The sequence below is a fragment of the Aestuariimicrobium sp. p3-SID1156 genome, assembly GCF_025144225.1.
Lineage (GTDB): Bacteria > Actinomycetota > Actinomycetes > Propionibacteriales > Propionibacteriaceae > Aestuariimicrobium.
Genome location: NZ_JALXXB010000002.1, coordinates 318,298 through 338,127, shown reverse-complemented (window position 1 = coordinate 338,127; position 19,830 = coordinate 318,298). Strand labels below are relative to the sequence as shown.

Annotated in this window: 17 protein-coding genes and 1 pseudogene; 7 read left to right on the top strand and 11 right to left on the bottom strand. The window is 68.4% G+C overall.

Annotated features, from left to right (window positions below):
- Position 1: 1 nt before the first annotated feature.
- The 6 genes from nuoE to M3G03_RS04280 all read right to left on the bottom strand — a co-directional run bounded on the left by nuoE (position 2) and on the right by M3G03_RS04280 (position 5,321).
- Positions 2–769, bottom strand: a complete 768-nt coding sequence (gene nuoE / locus M3G03_RS04305; RefSeq protein ID WP_259808363.1) for an NADH-quinone oxidoreductase subunit NuoE — start codon at positions 767–769, stop codon at positions 2–4.
- Positions 766–2,082 (bottom strand): NADH-quinone oxidoreductase subunit D, encoded by a 1,317-nt coding sequence (locus M3G03_RS04300; protein WP_259808599.1) that lies wholly within the window; start codon positions 2,080–2,082, stop codon positions 766–768. The genes nuoE and M3G03_RS04300 overlap by 4 nt, the downstream gene beginning before the upstream one ends.
- 98 nt (positions 2,083–2,180) lie before the next feature.
- Positions 2,181–3,050, bottom strand: coding sequence for an NADH-quinone oxidoreductase subunit C (locus M3G03_RS04295; protein ID WP_259808361.1), 870 nt, complete (start codon positions 3,048–3,050; stop codon positions 2,181–2,183).
- On the bottom strand, positions 3,047–3,604 hold the full coding sequence (locus M3G03_RS04290; protein WP_259808359.1) for an NADH-quinone oxidoreductase subunit B family protein: 558 nt from the start codon (positions 3,602–3,604) through the stop codon (positions 3,047–3,049). Before M3G03_RS04290 ends, M3G03_RS04295 begins: the two co-directional genes overlap by 4 nt.
- A gap of 27 nt (positions 3,605–3,631) precedes the next feature.
- Positions 3,632–3,991 (bottom strand): NADH-quinone oxidoreductase subunit A, encoded by a 360-nt coding sequence (locus M3G03_RS04285; protein ID WP_259808357.1) that lies wholly within the window; start codon positions 3,989–3,991, stop codon positions 3,632–3,634.
- Positions 3,992–4,046: 55 nt separating this feature from the next.
- Positions 4,047–5,321: a geranylgeranyl reductase family protein gene (locus M3G03_RS04280; RefSeq protein WP_259808354.1), complete on the bottom strand. Its 1,275-nt coding sequence runs from the start codon at positions 5,319–5,321 to the stop codon at positions 4,047–4,049.
- Positions 5,322–5,516: 195 nt separating this feature from the next.
- On the opposite strand from M3G03_RS04280, the gene M3G03_RS04275 reads away from it, so the two are divergent.
- A complete protein-coding gene (locus tag M3G03_RS04275) occupies positions 5,517–6,785 on the top strand; it encodes an isochorismate synthase MenF (protein ID WP_259808352.1) in 1,269 nt (422 codons plus the stop codon).
- 25 nt (positions 6,786–6,810) lie between these two features.
- Here the strand turns inward: M3G03_RS04275 and M3G03_RS04270 are convergent, their stop codons facing one another.
- Both M3G03_RS04270 and M3G03_RS04265 read right to left on the bottom strand, forming a co-directional pair.
- A complete protein-coding gene (locus tag M3G03_RS04270) occupies positions 6,811–8,541 on the bottom strand; it encodes a DUF6297 family protein (protein WP_396121886.1) in 1,731 nt (576 codons plus the stop codon).
- Positions 8,542–8,645: 104 nt separating this feature from the next.
- A complete protein-coding gene (locus tag M3G03_RS04265; protein ID WP_259808348.1) occupies positions 8,646–9,290 on the bottom strand; it encodes an ABC transporter ATP-binding protein in 645 nt (214 codons plus the stop codon).
- A 101-nt stretch (positions 9,291–9,391) separates the two neighbouring features.
- Here M3G03_RS04265 and M3G03_RS04260 point away from each other — a divergent pair, with 101 nt between their 5' ends.
- The gene (locus M3G03_RS04260; RefSeq protein WP_259808347.1) at positions 9,392–10,114 is read left to right on the top strand and encodes a demethylmenaquinone methyltransferase; all 723 of its coding nucleotides are present in this window, start codon (positions 9,392–9,394) and stop codon (positions 10,112–10,114) included.
- Positions 10,115–10,139: 25 nt separating this feature from the next.
- On the top strand, positions 10,140–11,975 hold the full coding sequence (locus M3G03_RS04255; protein WP_259808345.1) for a TM0106 family RecB-like putative nuclease: 1,836 nt from the start codon (positions 10,140–10,142) through the stop codon (positions 11,973–11,975).
- A 19-nt stretch (positions 11,976–11,994) separates the two neighbouring features.
- On the opposite strand, the pseudogene menD reads toward M3G03_RS04255, so the two are convergent.
- The 3 genes and pseudogenes from menD to M3G03_RS04240 all read right to left on the bottom strand — a co-directional run.
- Positions 11,995–13,581: pseudogene (gene menD, locus M3G03_RS04250) on the bottom strand (2-succinyl-5-enolpyruvyl-6-hydroxy-3-cyclohexene-1-carboxylic-acid synthase); the annotation flags it as partial.
- Positions 13,578–14,567, bottom strand: coding sequence for an o-succinylbenzoate synthase (locus tag M3G03_RS04245; RefSeq protein ID WP_259808344.1), 990 nt, complete (start codon positions 14,565–14,567; stop codon positions 13,578–13,580). The pseudogene menD and the gene M3G03_RS04245, both read right to left, overlap by 4 nt.
- Positions 14,564–15,964 carry a hypothetical protein gene (locus M3G03_RS04240; protein ID WP_259808343.1) on the bottom strand — a complete coding sequence of 467 codons (1,401 nt, stop codon included), beginning with the start codon at positions 15,962–15,964 and terminating at the stop codon, positions 14,564–14,566. The genes M3G03_RS04245 and M3G03_RS04240 overlap by 4 nt, the downstream gene beginning before the upstream one ends.
- A gap of 65 nt (positions 15,965–16,029) precedes the next feature.
- Here M3G03_RS04240 and M3G03_RS04235 point away from each other — a divergent pair, with 65 nt between their 5' ends.
- From M3G03_RS04235 to M3G03_RS04220, 4 genes are read left to right on the top strand one after another with little or no spacing between them, the layout of a single operon-like run.
- Complete coding sequence (locus tag M3G03_RS04235) at positions 16,030–17,121, top strand: AMP-binding protein (protein ID WP_259808342.1); 1,092 nt, start codon at positions 16,030–16,032, stop codon at positions 17,119–17,121.
- Between the two features lie 15 nt (positions 17,122–17,136).
- Positions 17,137–18,033: a 1,4-dihydroxy-2-naphthoate polyprenyltransferase gene (locus M3G03_RS04230; protein WP_259808341.1), complete on the top strand. Its 897-nt coding sequence runs from the start codon at positions 17,137–17,139 to the stop codon at positions 18,031–18,033.
- 53 nt (positions 18,034–18,086) lie between these two features.
- Positions 18,087–18,542, top strand: coding sequence for a MarR family winged helix-turn-helix transcriptional regulator (locus tag M3G03_RS04225; RefSeq protein ID WP_259808339.1), 456 nt, complete (start codon positions 18,087–18,089; stop codon positions 18,540–18,542).
- Positions 18,539–19,825 carry an MFS transporter gene (locus M3G03_RS04220; protein WP_259808337.1) on the top strand — a complete coding sequence of 429 codons (1,287 nt, stop codon included), beginning with the start codon at positions 18,539–18,541 and terminating at the stop codon, positions 19,823–19,825. Before M3G03_RS04225 ends, M3G03_RS04220 begins: the two co-directional genes overlap by 4 nt.
- Positions 19,826–19,830 lie beyond the last annotated feature (5 nt).

Here is a 19,830-nt window from a genome sequence, read left to right as displayed (position 1 = left end):
TTCACTGCTGCTTCCCTTCCTCGGGGGCGGGGTTGACGGGCAGGTTGTTCGGGTCCGGAGCGGTCCAGCCCTCGTTGTGGGCGATCTCCAGCCCGACCAGTGAGGCGGGTCCGGCGGTCGGGCCCTCATCGGCGAGACCGTCAGGGAACCCGGCGAGGACACGCTCAGCCTCGCGCCAGGAGGTGATTTGCGCCCCACGGGTGGAGTGGACCTCCTCGTCATTCCGCAGTTTGTCGATCAGCTCGTCGGCCTTCTCCGGGGTCATGTTGTCCATGAACTCCCAGTTGACCATCATCACCGGGGCGAAGTCGCAGGCCGCATTGCACTCGAGGCGCTCGAGGCTGATCTGGCCATCGGGAGTGGTCTGGTTCTCACCGATACCGAGCTTCTTCTCCATGCGGTCGAGCAGGATGTCGCCACCCATCACCGCGCACAGGGCGGTGGTGCAGACACCGACGTGGTGCTTTCCAGCAGGACGCCGCTTGTACATGGTGTAGAAGGTCGCCACGCCCGAGACCTGGGCGGTGGTGATGTCGAGCACCTGGGCGCAGGCCTCGATACCGCGGGGGCTGATGCGTCCATCGACGCTCTGGACCAGGTGCAGCATCGGCAGCAGCGCGGAACGCTTCTGCGGGTAACGCGCTGCGATCTGACGCATCTCGGCGATGGTGGTCTCGTCGATGTTGGTCGACATGTCCGAATGGTCGATGTCCCCCGCGCCCGGTGCAGCGGGGTCGTCGAAGTGGGACTGGAATTCGTGACCGCTCATCGGTCAACACCTCCAAGAACGGGGTCGAGGGAGGCCACGGCCACGACGACATCGGACATCATGCTGCCCTCGCACATCATCGGGGCAGCCTGCAGGTGGTGGAATCCTGGGTCGCGCAGGTGAGCACGGTAGGGCCGGGTGCCACCGTCGGAGACCAGATGGCAGGCCAGCTCTCCCTTGGGCGACTCGATGGCCTGGTAGACCTGACCGGCCGGGACCCGGAAGCCCTCGGTGACGATCTTGAAGTGGTGGATCAGGGCCTCCATGGACTCGCCCATGATGTGCTTGATGTGCTCATGGGAGTTGCCCTGGCCGTCGGGGCCGACAGTCAGCTGGGCAGGCCACTTGATCTTCGGGTCCTCGACCATGACCGGCTGCCCGGTGGTCTTCTCCAGTCGCTCGGCGCACTGCTTGACGATCTTGAGCGATTCCCACATCTCGGCCTCACGGACGCGGAAGCGACCGTAGGCGTCGCTGGTGTCCCAGGTCTTGACCTCGAAGTCGTAGGTCTCGTAACCACAGTAGGGCTGGGACTTGCGCAGGTCGTGCGGGAAGCCCGTCGCACGCAGCACCGGGCCGGTGACGCCGAGGGCGAAGCACTGGGTGAGGTCCAGATGGGCCACGTGCATGCGGCCCTTGAAGATCGGGTTCTCGTTGCAGAAGATCCCGTACTCGGGCAGGTGCTTCTCCAGCCAGCTGATCACGCGACGCAGGTGGTCCAGACCGCCCTCCGGCAGGTCGTTCGCGACACCGCCGGGGCGGATGTAGGCGTGGTTCATGCGAAGACCGGTGACCGCCTCGAAGAAGTCGAGGATCATCTCGCGCTCGCGGAAGCCGATGGTCATGACGGTGAGGGCGCCGATCTCCATGCCGCCGGTGCCGATGGCGACCAGGTGGGAGGAGATGCGGTTGAGCTCCATCATGAGCACGCGCAGGATGTTGGCGCGCTCGGGGATGTCCTCGGTGACGCCGAGCAGCTTCTCCACGGCCAGGCAGTAGGCGACCTCGTTGAAGATCGGGGCCACGTAGTCCGCGCGGGTCAGGAAGGTCACGCCCTGGGTCCAGGTGCGGAACTCCATGTTCTTCTCGATGCCGGTGTGCAGGAAGCCGATGCCGGGGCGGAGGCTGGTGACGGTCTCACCGTCCATCTCGAGGATCAGGCGGAGCACACCGTGGGTCGAGGGGTGCTGCGGACCCATGTTGACGACGATGGTCTCGTCGCCACGCTCACCCTGGGCGGCGACGATCTCGTCCCAGTCGCCACCCTGCGCCAGGTAGACGCGGTCGACCTCGCCATCGCTGGGGGCGCTCATGCCCGCATTCACCGCATCAACGGCGGTGGCACCGGTGGAATCCATGTGCTGGTCCTCCCCGTTCTGGACAGTTTCGTGGTTCATGTCGTGGGAGCTCATCAGGAGTAGCTCCGTCGCTCGCTGGGGGGCGGCACGACGGCGCCCTTGTATTCCACGTCCACGCCGCCCAGGGGGTAGTCCTTGCGCTGGGGGTGTCCCTCCCAGTCATCCGGCATCAGGATGCGGGTGAGGGCGGGGTGGCCGTCGAAGATGACGCCGAACATGTCCCAGGTCTCGCGCTCGTGCCAGTCGACGTGCGGGTAGACGCTCACCAGCGAGGGGCAGTGTGGGTGACCGTCGGCACCCTCGGGCAGGGCCAGTTCCACACGGATGCGACGGTTGTGGGTCACCGACAGCAGGTGGTAGACGACGTGCAGTTCCTCACCCTCCGAGAAGGGGTAGTGGACGCCGGAGACCGAGGGGCACATCTCGAAACGCAGCTCGGCATCGTCACGCAGGGCACGCGCCAGCTCGATGATCTTCTCCGGACGCACGAAGAAGGTGATCTCGTCGCGATCCACGATGGTGCGGCCCGCCGAGAAGCCGGGGACAAGCGCCTCCATGCGGTCGGCGACGGCGTCGAACCAGCCACCATAGGGACGCTCGGAGTTGGTGGGCATCTCGACGTGGCGCACCATGCCGCCGTAGCCCGAGGTGTCGCCCGAACCGGTGCCCCACATGCCCTGGCGAGTGCGCAGGGCCTGGGTGTCGGCCACCATCGGCGAGTCGACGGTCTCGGTCGGCAGGCCCCTCTGGGGCAGGTTGTCGGTGTGGGTGGTGTCGGACGCCCGGGCATCACCGCGCTCCACGCCCTCCTTGGGGGCAGCTTCGGGGGAGGTCACCTTCTCCGTGGCGGGGGCGTCGGGGGCGGGGGTCGTCGGCGAGACGTTGTCGCTGGGGCGAGCCGGGTCCTGGGGAGCGCTGCTCATCGCATGAGTCCCTTCATCTCCAGGGTCGAGGGGGCGACCAGCGCGTCGGCTTCGTCCTGCTCGATCTTGGCGGTCATGTCAGGCCCGATCGGCAGCTTGGCGACCCGCTGCTGCTTGAGCTTGAAGACGGCATCGATCAGCATGTCGGGGCGCGGGGGGCAACCGGGGATGTAGATGTCGACCGGAAGGAAGTGGTCGCAGCCCTGGACGATGGCGTAGTTGTTGAACATGCCGCCGGAGCTGGCGCAGGCGCCCATGGAGATGACCCACTTGGGGTTGGGCATCTGGTCGTAGACCTGGCGGACCACCGGGGCCATCTTCTGGCTGACCCGTCCGGAGACGATCAGCAGGTCGGCCTGGCGCGGGGAGGCGCGGAAGACTTCCTGGCCCCAGCGCCCGGCGTCGAAGCGCGGGGCGCCGAAGGACATCATCTCGATGGCGCAGCAGGCCAGGCCCATCGTGGCGGGCCAGAAGGAGGCCTGCCGCATCCACCCGGCGATGGCCTCCAGGCTGGTCAGTATGACGCCGCTGGGGAGCTGTTCCTCAATACCCATTGTGTGGTTCCTTCCTCAGTTCGTCCGTCAGTCCCAGTCCAGGCCGCCGCGGCGCAGGACGTAGAAGTAGGGGATGAACACGGTGACGATGAACAGGATCATCGCCAGGATCCCGAACAGCGGAAGCTTGTTGAAGGCCACCGCCCACGGGTACAAGAAGACGATCTCGATGTCGAAGATGATGAACATCATCGCGGTGATGTAGTACTTGACCGGGAACTTGCCACCACCGACCGGCTGGGGGGTGGGCTGGATGCCGCATTCATAGCTGTCGTACTTCGCGCGGTTCCAGCGCTGTGGGCCGACGTTGCCCGACAGGTTGATCGAGACGACGATGAAGGCCGCCGCCAGCGCGAGAATCCCGAGAATCGGAATGTAGGCGTTCACGCGATTCCTCCCCGAAGTGAAAGGTTGGTCGTGGATGGTGCGTGGGTTGCGTCGCTCATGCCGAGGGCGCAATCCGGGTCAGGGTGTTCAACAGGTGGTCGACGGCGTCGCCGTCCTTCTTGTCGGTCAGATTCGCCAACAGTTTGTGCACGATCTTCATCAGACCCCGGCGTGGCAGGCCGTAGTGGACGCAGATCTTCATGATCTCGGGGCGTCCGATGAGTGCCGCGAAGATGGTGCCGAGCCGGAAGTAACCCCCCATGCTCGCCTTGAGGTTGGAGACATAGCCGTGCAGCGCCAGCTCCGCGTTGGGCGTCCCGAAACCGCGGGCGCGCGCCTCACTGATCGCCTCGGCGGCCATGGCAGCTGCCTCGAGGGCATAGTCGATGCCCTCACCGTTGAAGGGATTGACCATGCCGCCCGCATCCCCGACCAGGAGCAGGCCTCGCTGGTAGGCGGGCTGGCGGTTGAAAGCCATCGGGAGGGCGGCGCTGCGGATCTCGCCCCGGCGGTTCTCCTCGGTGAAGCCCCACTCTGGCGGCGTGGCGGCCAGCCAGCGTGTCATCAGCTCTTTGTAGTCAGTGCGCGCGAAGGCGGGCGAGGTGCTCAGCATGCCGAGTCCGACATTGCTGATGCCCTGGCCGGCCGGGAAGGCCCAGCCGTAGCCGGGCAGCAGGTCCGACTTCTGGGGTTCACCGTCCCAGAGCTCCAGCCAGGACTCCATCCAGTCGCCATTGCCCCGGTCGCATTCGAAGTAGGCACGGGCGGCCACGCCCATCGGTCGGTCCTCGCGCTTGGTGATGCCCATGGCGACCGAGAGGCGGCTGGAGACGCCGTCTGCGGCAACGACGATCGGGGCGCGGAACTCGCGGCCGTCCTTGGAGCGCACACCGACGATGCGATGCGTGCGGTCGTCGATGATGGGCTCGCGCACCGTGCAGCCCTCGACCAGCTCCGCGCCCAGCGAGACGGCGTGACGGGCAAGCAACTCGTCGAAGTCCTGGCGGCGCCGGACCAGGCCGAAGTTGGGGAAGTCGGCCAGTTCGGGCCAGGGCATGTCGAAGGGTTCAACCCGTCCGCCGTAGACGCGCAGGCCCTTGTTGCGATGCCAGTCCTCGCCATTGACGTCGATGCCAAGGCTGATGAGCTGCTTGACCGCGCGCGGCGTGAGCCCGTCACCGCAGATCTTGTCGCGCGGGAAGGTGGCCTTCTCCAGCAGCAGGACGTCCAGTCCGCAGCGAGCCAGGTGCGCAGCGGTCGCGGAGCCCGCAGGGCCCGCGCCGACAACGATGACGTCTGCCTGCGCCGGGGTGGCACCGACGTCGCTCATCTGCCCTGCTCTCTCACGAAATGACTGGTCCTCGCCTGAGTCTAGGCACTTTTCGCCCGTGCGGCTAACCGGGGGCCACCGCCCGGTCTCGCCGACAATTAGGTCACGTGTGCATTGTTAAATGCCTAGCCGCATCGGCATTGGCGCGGGCTTGCGAGAACGCGCACGAGATGCCGGGTGGGTTAGGCTGCCGGGGTGAGTTTGACGTCGACCCACCTCCACCCCTCAGGACGCAGGCGGCTGTGCGCGCGCACGGTCTCGCTCCCGGACCCGGGGCCGCTGGAGACCTACCTCACCCCCGAGCAGTCCATGGCCTTCCTTCGTCGCGGGGACGGCGTGATCGGCCTCGGCATGGTGGAGCGCTTCCTGGTCGACACCCCCGATGCCGCCGACGTCCTGTGGAACGAGTTCATCAGCGACGTCGAGCACGACACCGAGCTCCCGGGTCTCTACGGGGTGGGTCCGATCGCCTTCGGCTCGTTCAGCTTCGATCCCGACCACACCGGCGAGCCCTCGGTGCTGGTCGTCCCTGAGGTGGTCATCGGCCGTCGCAAGGGGGTCTCCTGGTGCACTCGCATCGGCTGGGACAGGGTGTCGGAGGAGGTCCCCCGCCCACAGCCGGCCCCACTCCCCCATGGACCGGTCGAATGGCACGACGGCGCCATGTCGCCGGAGGCCTGGCGAGAGCTTGTCGCCTCGGCCGTCGCCTTCATCAGGGCCCATGAGGTCGACAAGGTGGTTCTGGCCCGCGACGTGATCGCCGAAGCCTCGGCCCCGATCGACCCCCGGACCCTCGTTGACGAATTGCAGGCGGCCTACCCCAGCTGCTGGACCTATCTGGTCGACGGGCTCGTCGGCGCGACACCCGAAATGCTGGTGCGGCGCGAGGGCGGGCTGGTCACCTCCCGCGTGCTGGCGGGCACGATCCGTCGCGAGGGAGCCGAACCGGAAGCTGCCGCTCGGCTGGCGGAGGCGCTGAGCTCCTCGTCCAAGGACCTGCGCGAGCACGAGTTCGCCGTCACCTCGGTCGCCGAGGCGATGGAACCGTATTGCTCGGGCATGAACGTACCCGACGCGCCCTACGTCCTCGAGTTGCCGAACGTTCTGCACCTGGCCACCGACATCACCGGGGTGGCGATCCCGGGAGCGACCTCATTGGCCCTGGCCGGGGCCCTGCACCCCTCTGCCGCCGTCTGCGGGACCCCGACCCACGTCGCCCGTGACCTGATCGCCGAGATCGAGGGAATGGACCGCGGGCGCTATGCCGGCCCGGTCGGGTGGATGGATGCCGAGGGCAACGGGGAATGGGCGCTGGCCCTGCGCGGAGGACATCTGAGCCAGGTGGACCCACGCAAGATCAAGATATTCGCCGGGTGCGGCATCGTGGCCGACTCCGACCCGGACGCCGAATTGGCCGAGACCGTGGCCAAGTTCATGCCCATGCGCCAGGCCGTCGGCGACTGATCACCTGACGCCGCCGGTCCGGCGCTCAGCGCCTGGTACGCGTGACCTTGATCTTCTCCGGCGGGGCCTTGGTGGCGCCCCCGGACGCCGCAGGCTTCCCGGCACCGGGCTTCCCGCCCTTGGCGTTGGCCCTTGCCTCCTCCATCAGGCGCTTGTTCTCCTCCTGCATGGCGGCCAGCTCCTCGGCGTCGATGCCGCCCGTGCGGAGAATCGTGAAGCAGACGAAGGCGAGGGCCAGACTGATCCAGGGCGAACCGCCCAACAGCACCGGCAGGCTGATGATCGCGATCATGTCGAAGCCGCGGATCAGGTTGAACATCAGACCGGGGGGCATTGCGCCCATCTCGGTGGCCATCATCGGCGCCTGGTAGTTCGCCGGACGTGCGCTGACCCACCGGATGGCCGCGATGAATCCCGCCGCTGCAGTCACCATCGTGGTCATGGCCGCCATGGTCGGGTTCTTGCCGAGCATGGGAGCACCGCCGATACCCAAGAAGGCAGGGGTGGCCAGGATCGCCCACAGCACCGTCAGCACGCCGGGCACAACGCAGGCAGCGGACCGAATCTGTCCCGTGGTGAAGGGCAGCGTCCGGGCGAGTCCCTTGCTGCGGCTGAGCACACGCAAGGTCTGGAAGAAGGGCACCAGCACGACCAGCAGGACGATGGCCGAGATCGGGACGGTCAGGCGTCCCAGGCCCAGGGCTTGCACCGCATAGGGCACCACGATGCTGGCGACAAGCGGGAACAGTGGCCGCGGAAAGCGCCACAGCCTCTGCACATCACGCATGACCAGGGCCCTCAGGCCCTTGGTGGTCCCACGGGTGGGGCGGACATGACCGCGCTCGTTGGCCTGGCGGGTGACCAGGATGTCGCGCATCAGGCCGAAGTCCAGCGCGAAGGCGGCACCCTGCATGGAGCTGACCAGGCTTCCACCCGAGACCAGGCGGGCACGACGCATCCGTTCCATCCGCTGGTGGGCGATGAGCCCTCCGGCAACAACCCCCAGGAGCCCGAGGCCAGCGACGATGACGGTGAGCTGTTCGGTCGCGGTGCGGTTGAGGATCGGGCTGATCCAGCCCGCAGCAGTGCCGACCACCAACATCAGCGCGGCAAAGGCAGCCAGCGCCAGGATCGTCTGCAGCACCGAGATCAACCACGTGCGTTCAGCTCCCTGTTCGGCGGCGGCGAAGGCGACCAGCCCTGCAGAGCCCAGACCGCCGGCAGCGGCCCACATCAGCACCGCAATGCCCGGCGAGCCCGTCAGGGCAGCCACCAGCGCCCCCACCGCAGCGCCGAGCACGACGGCGATCATCAGGGCATTGACCAGGCGCCTGGTCAGCAGTCGCCTGCGCGAGACGGGCGCTTCCATCAGCCAGAAGCCCTCCGCGGCCGAGGCCAGCACGGGGCCGAACATCTTGGCTGCCGCCAGGGTGAACGACAGGACGCCGAAGGTGGCCGCCCAGGGCAGCAGCCCGCGTCCAGTGGTGCATTCGGCGGTGGTGCAGTCTGCCGCAACGCTCTGGGCGCGGATGACGCTGCTGACCAGCATGGCGCCGATCATCAGGGTGGCGAGGACGGCGACGTAGGCATCGCCCAGGGCCTGCCAGATGTTGCGGTCGGCGCGACCATTGCGCCAGTCCTCCATCAGGCCGAGCAGCGCCCGTTCGTCGACCTCGTGCTGGGGCAGGTCATTGACATTGGTGGTGATCGCCAGATGCACCTCAGGTGGGGGTTCAGCCCTGCGGGCCGCCTCCATGCGCTCCTGTTCGGCGGCTGCGGCTTGGGCGGCCTGCTCGCTCTGGATCTTGGCATTGTGGGCAGCGGCCGTGGCCCCGAGCCGCCCCTTGCGTCGGGCCTTGCTCATTCGCCCACCCGCACGATCCGGGCGCCGAGCGCCTCGACCAGGGTCGGCTCATGGGACGCCATCAGGATCGCCAGGCCCGCCTGCTTCTCCACGGCCAGGCGCTTTCCGAGCCAGGCCACGCCCTCGACGTCGAGCCGCTGCTCGGGCTCGTCGAGGACCAGCAGCTTGCGGGGACGCACCAGCGCGGTGGCCAGGGCCAGACGACGCCGCTGGCCCGAGGACAGGGTTCCGGGGAACTGGCCGGACTGGGGCACCAGCTGCACCTCCTCCAGCACCTCATCGACCAGTTCGTCGGGGTCGTCGAGGCCGTGGGCGCGAGCGAGCAGGTCCAGGTGTTCCACGACCGACAGGTCGGGGAAGAAGTCGAGGTCGTCGATGACGGTGGCCACATTGCGCCGGATCTCGGGGTTGGACTCGTTCACCTTGGTGCCGAGCACCTCCACGGTTCCCTCGGTGGGTCGATCGGCACCGATGATGCAGCGAAGAAGGGTCGACTTGCCCGCTCCGTTGCGTCCGGTCAACGCCACCGCCTCGCCCTCGGCAACCTCGAGACTGAAGTTGGAGATGATCGGGCGGTCGCCATAGCTCTTGGAGAGCTTGTCGACCTTGAGAACGGTGCTTCGCTTGGCCATGGGCTCCATTCTCCACCATGGATCCAGCAGCTCCAGACAGGCTGTGGACAACCCCCGGCCCCCACCTCGCCGGCACGGGTCCTGTCGGACTCGTGTGGGATGCTGGATCCATGCCAGATTCGACCTCTCCCACCCGGGCGACCCTCGACAAACGCCGCGCTGATGTGGCGGCCATGTTCGACGGAGTCGCCCAGCGCTACGACCTGATGAACTCGCTGATGACGGCGGGTCTGGTCGACAAGTGGCGTCGTGACGTGGTCGAGGCGATCGACCCCCAGCCGGGCCAGCGCATCCTCGACCTGGCCGCCGGAACCGGCTCCAGCTCCCTCCCTCTCGCGGAGGCGGGGGCGCAGGTCTTCCCCACCGACATGAGCCTGGGCATGCTGGGCGTGGGCAAGAAGAAGCACCCCGAGATGCATTTCACCGCCGGTGACGCCCTGCACCTGCCGTATGCCGACAACTCCTTCGACACCGTCACCATCAGCTACGGCCTGCGCAATGTCGAGCAGACCGAGGACGCCCTACGCGAGCTGCTGCGCGTCACCCGCCCGGGTGGCCAGCTACTGGTGTGTGAGTTCTCCACCCCCACCAACCCGGTCTTCCGCACGGCCTACGACGGCGTCCTCAAGGGTGTCATCCCGCTGCTCAGCAAGGGATTCAGCTCCAACAGCCCGGCCTACTCCTACCTGGCGGAGTCGATCAAGGCGTGGCCTGCGCAGCGTCCCCTCGCGGACCTGATCAGCACCGCCGGCTGGACCGCGGTCGGCTGGCAGAACCTCACCGGAGGCATCGTGGCGCTCCACCGCGCCTGGAAGCCTGCTCCGACCCTGTGACCCAGAAGCTGTGACCCCCCAGCCAGTGAGCGATCCTGACTCCTCGCCCCGCATCCTGCTCGACGCCTACGCGGCGCGCAGCTGCCCGGTGAAGACCCAGAACGCCTTCGACCCGACGATTCCCGCCTACCCGGTGGACGCCACCTCGAACCTGCAGGAGATCTTCGCCGGCGTCCAACCCTTCAAGGACGAGGTGCTCAACCGCCTCGCCTCCGCCGAGGGCGCCCTTGACCTGCGCGGACGTGAGGATCGGCGCGAGGCCACCATCGAGGCCATCAGCCAGGGAATCCCCGTCATCGTCGGCCCCTCCCTGCCCTACGACGTGGCCGGCCACCGCCGCGGCAACCCGGACGCGCTGGTTCGCGGGCAGGACCAGTTCGACGGGCGCCCGGGCTACCACGCGGTGCAGGTCAAGAAGAAGCGGATGATGGAGCCCCGTCACCCCAAGGAGACCTTCTGCTGGGTGACCCCACTGGAACGCCCCTTCCGTTCGGAACTGCAGGCCCTCGAAGGCCACAGCGTCCGCATGAACCGGGACGCCGAGCTGATGCAACTGGCCCACTACCTGCGCACCCTGCAGGGCCTGGGCTGGGCCGCAGACCGCGAAGTCGCCGGGGTCATCCCCAGTGATGCCCTGGACGCCCTCGACGGCGACATCGGGCTGGTTTTCGTCGACCTCCGCCATCGCTTCATCCGCACCTTCTCCCGCACCGCAGAGACCCACTGGAAGATGCGCTCGGCGCTGGAACGCTACGACCACGAGTTCGGATTCCGGGTGAAGGTGGCCCAGACCGCGACCACGCATGTCGCCGGGGAGCCCTGGGCACCGCGCGTCTCCCCCATCGTGGTCCGCGAATGCGAGAGCTGCCCCTGGTGGCAGCACTGCGAGCCGGCCCTGGATGATGACGACCTCAGCCTTCGGATCAGCAAGTCCCCGCTGGACGTCCGCGAGATCTCGGTACTGCGCAAACTCGGCGTCTCCACGCTGGCTGATCTGGCGGACGCAGACCTGGACGCGCTGCTGCCGGCCTACCTGCCCGAGGCCGCCCACCGCCCCAATGCTGAGTCGAGGCTGCGGACGGCCGCGAGGCGCTCCCGCCTCATCCGTGACGGGGTCGTGCTGAGCAAGTACTCCGATGACCCGATCGAGCTGCCCGGCGCCGACATCGAGGTGGACCTCGACATCGAGACCTCCGGTGACGGCTCGGTCTACCTGTGGGGCCTGCTGGTCGACGACACCACCACGGACGAGCCCCCCACCTACCGCGCCTTCGTGCGCTGGCACGAGCTCGGCACTCGTGAGCAGGTCGACCTGGCCCGCGAGGCGATGCAGTTCATCGAGTCCCTGCGCGCCACCGGCAAGTCGGTGCGGGTCTACCACTATTCCGACTACGAGATCGTGCACCTCAACAAGATCGCCGCCCAGCAACCCGAGGGCATCACCACGGCCCTGCACCGCGAGCAGCGCCTGGTGGGCGAGAGCTGGGTGGACCTCTACTCCACCGTCAAGGACCACTTCTTCGGGGTACACGGCCTGGGCCTGAAGGTCGTCGCGAGCCACGGCGCCGGCTTCCACTGGCGCGACGACGAGCCGGGCGGTCTCAACTCGCAGACGTGGTTCCGGGACGCCGCCGACCCCGAACTCGAGGAGGACCTGCGCGGGGCCGCACGGGAGCGGGTGCTGGCCTACAACGAGGACGATGTGGTGGCCACCCACCAACTGCGGCGCTGGCTCAGGGCTGAGTACCAGGCCGGGGAGAAGCCTCGGGCCGGAGAGAAGCGTCAGGCCGGAGAGAAGCGTCAGGCCGGGGAGAAGCGTCGGGCCGGGGGCGCCGAGACCGATCGACGCCCACGACGATGACCTCCAGTCCACTGATCGGACGGGCCAGCGCCCTGGCGAGGTCGTCCAGGCTGACGCACTCGGAGGTCTCGACGCCGATCCCGCGGGCCGCCGCCGCCAGATGAACCCGTTGGGGCGTCCCGAAGACCCGTTCGAAGTGTTCGGCATAGGTCTCGGCACCCTGCTCGAGTCCCTGGAAGATGGAGCCGCCCCGATCATCCAGCACCACCACGCGCAGGTCGGGTACCCTCTCGAGCTCTCCGAAGACCAGCGCTGACAGGTCGTGGATGAAGGTGAGGTCCCCCACGATCGTGGTGACAGGTCGCGCCAGGCTGAGGGCGAGGCCGATGGCCGAGCTGATCGTGCCATCGATGCCAGCCAACCCGCGATTGGCGAACACGACCGGCGGATGGTCGTGGACTGGGAGGAGGTCGGCGTCACGGACTGGGTTGGAGGACCCGAGCATCACGACGTCCTCGGCGTCCAGGGCAGACCAGAGCACGTGGTGCACCGCGCGCGGGTCGAGTCCTTCGCCGACATCCGGTGAGGCAGCTACGGAGCTCGACGCCGTGTCGAGCTGGGCGAGACGCTGGGCATCAGCCTCCAGCCAGCGCCCCAGCCACTCCTCGGACGCCGGAGCGTCCATCTCGATGTCATCGCAGACCACCGCCGCCCGATGCCCGGGGTCGATCCATTCGGCATCCTCGGCGACCATGATCAATTCGATGTCCTCGCGGGCCAGCAGTTGGGTCACGGGGCGAGACAGCGTGGGATGACCGAAAACCACCACCCGCTCCACCTGGGACCCCAGGTCCGCGAGCAGCAGCCGATAGGTGGCGATCGCAGTGGCCCCCTGTCGGGCATTGCTCGAGGGCTCAGCCAGCAGGGGCAGGTTGTTCGCCTCGGCGAAGGCCACCGCTCGGGCGCCCACCCCGGGGGGACAGTCCCCGGCGAGCACCACGGTCCGCGGGCCGGGGCTGATCGCATGCGCGCCCCAGCGGTCGGCGGGGGCGACCAGCTGCTGCCCCTCCTCCAGCTCCAGCGGCTCGTTCAGTTCCGAGCCGACCAGCGGCATGGCGAGTTCCACATTGAGCTGCACGGGTCCGGGCTGCCTCGTCCGGACGCCGGCAGCCAGCGCCAACGAGCGACGCACCTGGTGGCGCCAGTCGGCGTGCCCTCCCGACTCGGAACTCACCCGCGCCACGTCGAGCACATGCCCGGCCAGGGTGCCGAGCTGGTTCGTGGTCTGCGAGGCGCCAGAGTTGATCATGGATGCTGGTCGGTCCGCGCTCAGCACCAGCAGCGGCACCCCGGCGTGGCGAGCCTCCATCACGGCCGGCAGCAGGTTACCCACCGCCGTCCCCGAGGTGGTCACCACCGCCACCGGCTTCTCGGACGCCCGCGCCAGGCCGAGCGCGACGAACCCGGCACTGCGCTCATCCACCCGGACGTGGATCGTCAGCAGGCCCTGTCCCTCAGCAGCGGCCAACGCCAGGGCCAGGGGGGCATTGCGAGAGCCGGGGGCCAGCACGACCCACTCGATGCCCTGGCTGATCATGGTCGCCACGATGGTGCGGGCGAGCCCCACCGAGCCGGAGCCGGGAGCACCCACCGACAGGACGCTCATCGGGTCACCGCCAGGACCTGTTCCAGGCGATCCAGCCACCACTGCTCCACCTCCGCGGCCACGGGATCCAGCAGGTCCAGGTCGGGGGTGACCTCCCGCACCGTGATCACGCCGCCCTCGGCCACCAGGGGCTTCTCGACCACATCACGGGTCAGCAGTGCTGCCGTGTTGAGCCCGCACGCCTGGTCCAGCTCAGGAAGTGCCGCCGCAAGGCGCACTCCAGCATCCAGCCCCACTGAACTCTCCAGCGCGGACGAGATCACCACCGGCAGCCCCAGCCGCTCGACAAGCTCCAGACAGGCTCTTGCGCCGCCCAGGGGCTGCAGCTTGATCACCGCCACATCCGCCGCCCCCATCGCCACCACCCGCTCCGGGTCACCAGAGCGACGAATCGACTCATCCGCCGCAAGGGGCACATCCCAACCACGGCGCGCCAGCTCCCGTCGCAGTGCCGCCAATTCCTCGACGGTGGCGCAGGGCTGCTCCACGTACTCCAGGTCGAACGCCCGCAGGTCCTTGATCATGGCCAATGCCTGGCCGACCGACCAACCGCCGTTCGCATCCACCCGCAGCTTGCCATTGCCTCCGAGGGCATCGCGCACCGCCTCCACGCGCGCCACGTCCTCCCCCGCTGCCTGACCCTTCTCGGCCACCTTGACCTTGGCGGTCCGGCACTCCGAAGCCAGGACGCGGGCATGGGCGCTTCCGGGGTCCTCGGCGGGGATGGTGACGTTCACCGGCACCTCGCCCCGCACACTGACGGGGTGCCCAAGAGTCGCCGTCTCGACACAGGCCCTCCACCACTGCGCCGCCTCCGCAGGGTCGTACTCCTCGAAGGGGCTCCACTCCGCCCAGCCCGCAGGTCCGCGCAGGAGCATGCCGCGACGACGGGTGATGCCCCGGAAGCGGGTGCGCATCGGCAGGTCGAAGACCCGCCAGTCCTCCACCCACTCCACGCCGCGTTCGCGCAGGGGGCCCGGCCTCACGCCAGAGCCGCCTCGAGCAACCGGTCGACGCCGTGCAGGTAGTCCCGCCAGCCGTTCTGGACGTCCTTGTCGGGACGGAAGTCGCCAACCCCCATCAACAGGAACTTGTCCGGTGCCCAGACATCACTCCAGGGCATCGCGTCGGTGGAGACGTCGTGCCAGTCGTGGCAGAGCTGCACGAGCATGCCGCTATGGGGCAGGGTCACAGTGCGTCCCTGGGAGCGATTGCGCAACCGGTCACCCAGGTCGTTGCCGATCACGATGGTGCGTTCCGGGGCGTGGGCCAGGAACTGCGAGGCGCTGATCAGGCCGCCACCCAGCAGGTTGGGGCCGACCAGGAGCCGGATCGGCAGGTGGCGCTCGCGGGCCTGGCGGGCAATCGTCTTCACCAGCGGGAGGGTGACGCGGTAGTCCCCGCCACAGGCGTAACGCATGTCGACGATGAACCGACCATGATCACCGGTCTCCACGCGGGCGATCGTGTCGTCGATGTCCTCACTGCTGGGGTCGGCACCATCAGGGGTCCCCAGGATTCGCACGTACAACGCCTGCCCGCCCGTGGGCAGGTCCACATCGCGGGTGAACAGGAGCCGGTCCCAGTGCTGCAGGTACAGGGGCCCCTCGCGGTCCGGTGAGTCAGCCGACTCACCCGGGTCACGCAGTGCGGTCACCCAGCCCCGGGTGCCCAGACCCTCGTCGCCGGGGAAACGATCACGGAAATCGGCCATCGGGCCGCCGGGCATCGGCTGGTCCTCGGCGCGCAGGGACACCACCGATTCGGTGCCGTCCTCCGCTTCCAGGTCAAGACGCACCACACCCTCGTGGACGCCCACACCCACCTGCCTGAGTGCCTCGGGCACGGAGAAGAACCAGGCCGACCGGTTGCGCAACCAGGCCGGGGTGCCGCCGCCGACGAAGGGCGCGAACAGCGGCCAGGTCACCGAGGGTTCGGCGCCGCCGACGAGCGTGACCCGCTGGCCGGCCAGTTCGGCGTACTCCGGGGCAGCCTTGACGACCACCAGGGAGTCCCTCATCCACCCGAACCGGACCGGCAGGCGGTGGGCCTGAGTGACGAGCACGGTGGTCGCGGCATTGTCGAAGACCGCCAGCGCGGCCATCGAGGTGAGCACCAGCTCATCGAGGCTGTTGGCACGGCGGGTCTCCAGCACGGAGTTGAAGCCCTCCAGCTGGTCGGGTGTGATGCCGAACTCATGCCGCCGCACGGCTTGGCGCAGGAACTCGAGGTCACCCTCGTACCCCTCGAGCCCTCGACGCGGGCGTCGTAGCGGCACCAACGTGCGCAGCATCGACCCCTGGTCCACGCCACTGGCCAGCACCGCGGCTCCCCCAGCCACGACGGCAGCCCCCACCGCCCACCTCGTCTGTCGACTCACCATGCTCCCAGCGTACTTGCCCGCCCGCGCCAGCATCAGGTCGCGGTTGGCCGCAGTACGGTGGACGGGTGCTGCTTCGTCCCTGTCGCCCCGATGAGCTCTGGACGCTGCTTCCCGGCGCCCTGGCCGGGGAATACGCACTCATGCCGGTGCAGCGGATCGAGGACGCCAACGCCATGCGCCCCGGGGTCGCGCTCGAGGCCGACGCCGCGATCGTGGTGCTCACCTCCGGCTCCACCGGGACGCCCAAGGGCGTGATGTTGCCGGCGAGTTCGCTGCTGGCCTCCGCCCGCGCCACCCGGGAGCGTCTGGGGGCGCCGATGCGCTGGTATTCGCCCCTGCCGCTGCACTATGTGGCGGGGTTGATGACGCTGGCGCGGGCCTTCGAGGCCGGTACCGAGCCGGTGTCGGTCTCCTCCGACCTGCATGACCTGCCCCCGGCGGGGCTGGTGGAACCCCGGGCTGTCTCGCTGGTGCCGACCCAGCTCCACCGGGTGCTGGAGGACCCGGACCTGACTGAGCGCCTGGCCGGCTTCGACGCCGTGCTGCTGGGTGGGGCGCCGGCTGGCCGCCACCTGCTCGAACGCGCCCGTGAGAGGGGTCTCACCGTCGTCACCACCTATGGCATGAGCGAGACCTGCGGGGGATGCGTCTATGACGGCATTCCTCTGGACGGGGTCGACGTTGACCTCGAGCCCATCACCGGTCGGGTGCGGATCGGGGGCCCCACCCTGTTCAGCGGCTACCGGCTGGACCCGGAGCAGACCGCCGAGTCCCTGCAGCAGGGCCACCTCCTCACCCGGGATCGTGGCCAGTGGCATGAGGGCAGGCTGCACATCCTGGGGCGGGTCGACGACGTGGTCATCAGCGGCGGGGTGAACGTGGACCTGGCCGAGGTCCAGCGGGTCACCAGCGAAGAACTCGACCACCCAGCCGCCGTCGTGGGCGTCCCGGATGAGGAATGGGGCACCCGCGTCGTACTGGCCCTCGAGACCGGCCGCGACGAGGCACTCGACCCGCTGCCCTGGCGCGAAACCCTCGCCGCTGCTGGCTTGGGGCGTCCGGCCTTGCCCCGGCAGGTGATCGGCATGGTTCGCCTGCCCCGAACCGAGTCTGGCAAGATCGATCGGCGGGCCATCGCGCAGCTGGCGCAGGACTGAGCCCCGAGGAGGATCGTGGCCACGCTGTCGGAGTGGATCGAAGGGGCGCGCCCGCGCACATTGCCGGCCGCTGCCGCCCCCGTGATGGCGGGTACCGCCACCGCCTGGCACGCCGTGGGCAGCCTGTCAGTTCGGCACATCGTCCTTGCCCTGCTCGCCGCGATCGTCGCGCTCGCACTCCAGGTGGGCGTGAACTACGCCAATGACTATTCCGACGGGATCCGCGGCACCGACGACGATCGCGTCGGGCCGATGCGACTGGTCGGGTCGAAGGCGGCCGATCCCCGAAGCGTGAAGCTCGCAGCCTTCGCCTGCTTCGGTCTTGCCGCGCTGGCCGGTCTGGTCATCGTGGTGATGACCGGGCACTGGTGGATGATCGCGGTCGGTGTGGCCTGCATCCTGGCCGGCTGGTACTACACCGGCGGTTCCCGACCCTATGGCTACGCCGGCCTGGGGGAGCTGTTCGTCTTCGTCTTCTTCGGCCTGGTGGCGGTGCTGGGCACCCACTTCATCCTGTCCGGTGCACCCAGCGGGGCTGCCGGGGTTGCGGCCGTGGGCATTGGGGCCGTCGCCAGCGCCCTGCTGGTGGTCAACAACCTGCGCGACATCCCCTCCGACCGCGAGTCGGGAAAACACACCCTGGCCACCCGTCTGGGTGATCGAGGGACGCGGACCTGGTTCGTGCTGCTCATGGTCATCGCCCTGGTCTCGGTGCCACTGGTGGCCGGGCTCACCAGCTGGTGGCTGTTGTCCGGGCTGGCCATGGTGCCGATGGTGGTCGCCGCGGTGCGCGTGGTGACCTCGGGGGCGAGGGGACGCGACCTGATCGCGGCCCTGGCGTCCACTGGCAGGGCCGAGTTGGTGATGGGCCTGGGCCTGCTGGTGGGGCAAGCGGTCAACGCCGTGGGCTGAGCCGATATGCTTAGCCGCGTTAACCTCTCACCCTGCCTCGATCCAGGAGTCTCGTGACCCGCCGCGCCATCATCATCCGTGACGTCCCCGACCAGCCGCCCTCGATCGAGAACCTCGGCCACGACCTGCGTGCCGCCTGCATGCGCATCTCCCGCAAGGTGCGCCACGAGGCCTCCGAAGTTCCCCCGCACTTCGTGACCGTGATGGCCAAGCTCGCCGCGCAGCCGCGCACCGCGTCCGAACTCGCCCAGGCCGAACTGGTCAGCGCGCCCAGCATGTCGCGCACGATCGGGGAGCTCGAGGAAGCCGGGATGCTGACCCGCGAGATCTCGACGACCGATCGCCGCAAACAGATCCTGACTCTCACCGACAAGGGATTCGACGTGCTGGAGGAGATCCGCACCACTCGTGACAACTGGATGACTGAACGGCTTCGCGAATTCAGTGATGAGGAACGCGCCCTCCTGGTCGAGGCGACCGTCCTGATGAACCGTCTGGTCCACGAATGAGCTCCACCTTCGCCAGTCTCTCCGTCCCCAACTACCGCACCTACTTCATCGGCGTCACCGCCTCCAACATCGGCCAGTGGATGGCCCGCACCGCCGCCAGCTGGCTGGTGCTGGTGGACCTGACCCATGGCAATGCCCGGGCGCTGGGCTGGGTGACCAGCCTCAACTTCCTGCCCGCGCTGCTGCTCGCCCCTGCCGCCGGTGCGGTGGCCGACCGCTTCAGCAAGCGGGCGATCATGAACTGGTCCCAAATCGTGCTGGCGACCTCGGCGCTGACCCTGGCGACGCTGGTGCTGACCGGGCATGTGCAGCTGTGGCAGGTCTATGCCCTCGCGTTGCTCGATGGCATCGCCAGCGCCTTCGACGGCCCAGCCCGCCAGTCGATGGTCGCCGAACTCGTTCCCCCTGAGTTGCTGTCGAATGCCATCAGCCTGAACTCGGCCTCGTTCAACATGGCCAGGCTGGTGGGCCCCGGAGTCGCCGGATTCCTCATCGCCGCGATCGACACCGGTCCGGTACTGGCGGTCAATGTGGTCACTTTCATCGCCCTCATCGTCTGCCTGTTGTCGCTGGACACGAAGCAGATGAACGTGGCCCGCGCCAAGCGTGGCCAGGGAGGCGTGGTGCAGGGGATCCGCTACATCCGTCGCCGCTCGGACCTGGTGGTCCTGCTGGTCATCGCGTTGATCATGGGCTCCTTCGGCTTCAACTTCGCCATCTCCAATGCGGTGATGGCGACCGAGGCCTTCGGCAAGGGAGCCGGTGAGTACGGGATGCTTGGTTCCTGGATGGGCATCGGTGCGCTCACCGCAGCCCTCAGAACCGCCCGCCGGACGCCCCGGATCCGCTACGTGCTGGGCGCCATGCTGGGCTTCAGTGTGCTGATGATCCTGTCCGCCGCGAGCCCCAGCTACTGGCTGTTTGCGGTCATGCTGGTCCCGATCGGGTACTTCGCCGTCACCACCCTGATCACGGCGAACGCCCTGGTCCAGACCTCGGTGAGCCCCGAGATGCGAGGACGCGTGATGAGCGTCTGGGGTGCGGTCCTTCTCGGTGGGACGCCCATCGTCTCGCCGATCGTGGGGTGGCTGGGTGACGTCGCCGGACCGCGGTGGACGGTGCTGGCGCCCTCGATCCCTGTCGCGATCACCTTCTTCCTGGTGACCGGTTGGGTGATGCGCCACGATCAACTGAGCGTGCGCTTCGACCCCCACAAGCGAGCCCCCTGGCTGCGTCTGGTGCGTGGTCGGGTCACCGAGGACATGCCGCAACTGGTCAAGTAGCCCTG

Excerpts from the sequence above, each read along its gene's own strand:
- M3G03_RS04240 (WP_259808343.1), bottom strand. The coding sequence starts at position 15,964 with ATGGTGAGTCGACAGACGAGGTGGGCGGTGGGGGCTGCCGTCGTGGCT.
- M3G03_RS04300 (WP_259808599.1), bottom strand. The coding sequence starts at position 2,082 with ATGAGCGCCCCCAGCGATGGCGAGGTCGACCGCGTCTACCTGGCGCAG.
- nuoE (WP_259808363.1), bottom strand. The coding sequence starts at position 769 with ATGAGCGGTCACGAATTCCAGTCCCACTTCGACGACCCCGCTGCACCG.
- M3G03_RS04265 (WP_259808348.1), bottom strand. The coding sequence starts at position 9,290 with ATGGAGCCCATGGCCAAGCGAAGCACCGTTCTCAAGGTCGACAAGCTC.
- M3G03_RS04290 (WP_259808359.1), bottom strand. The coding sequence starts at position 3,604 with ATGGGTATTGAGGAACAGCTCCCCAGCGGCGTCATACTGACCAGCCTG.
- M3G03_RS04270 (WP_396121886.1), bottom strand. The coding sequence starts at position 8,541 with ATGGAGGCGGCCCGCAGGGCTGAACCCCCACCTGAGGTGCATCTGGCG.
- M3G03_RS04280 (WP_259808354.1), bottom strand. The coding sequence starts at position 5,321 with ATGAGCGACGTCGGTGCCACCCCGGCGCAGGCAGACGTCATCGTTGTC.
- M3G03_RS04260 (WP_259808347.1), top strand. The coding sequence starts at position 9,392 with ATGCCAGATTCGACCTCTCCCACCCGGGCGACCCTCGACAAACGCCGC.
- M3G03_RS04295 (WP_259808361.1), bottom strand. The coding sequence starts at position 3,050 with ATGAGCAGCGCTCCCCAGGACCCGGCTCGCCCCAGCGACAACGTCTCG.
- M3G03_RS04220 (WP_259808337.1), top strand. The coding sequence starts at position 18,539 with ATGAGCTCCACCTTCGCCAGTCTCTCCGTCCCCAACTACCGCACCTAC.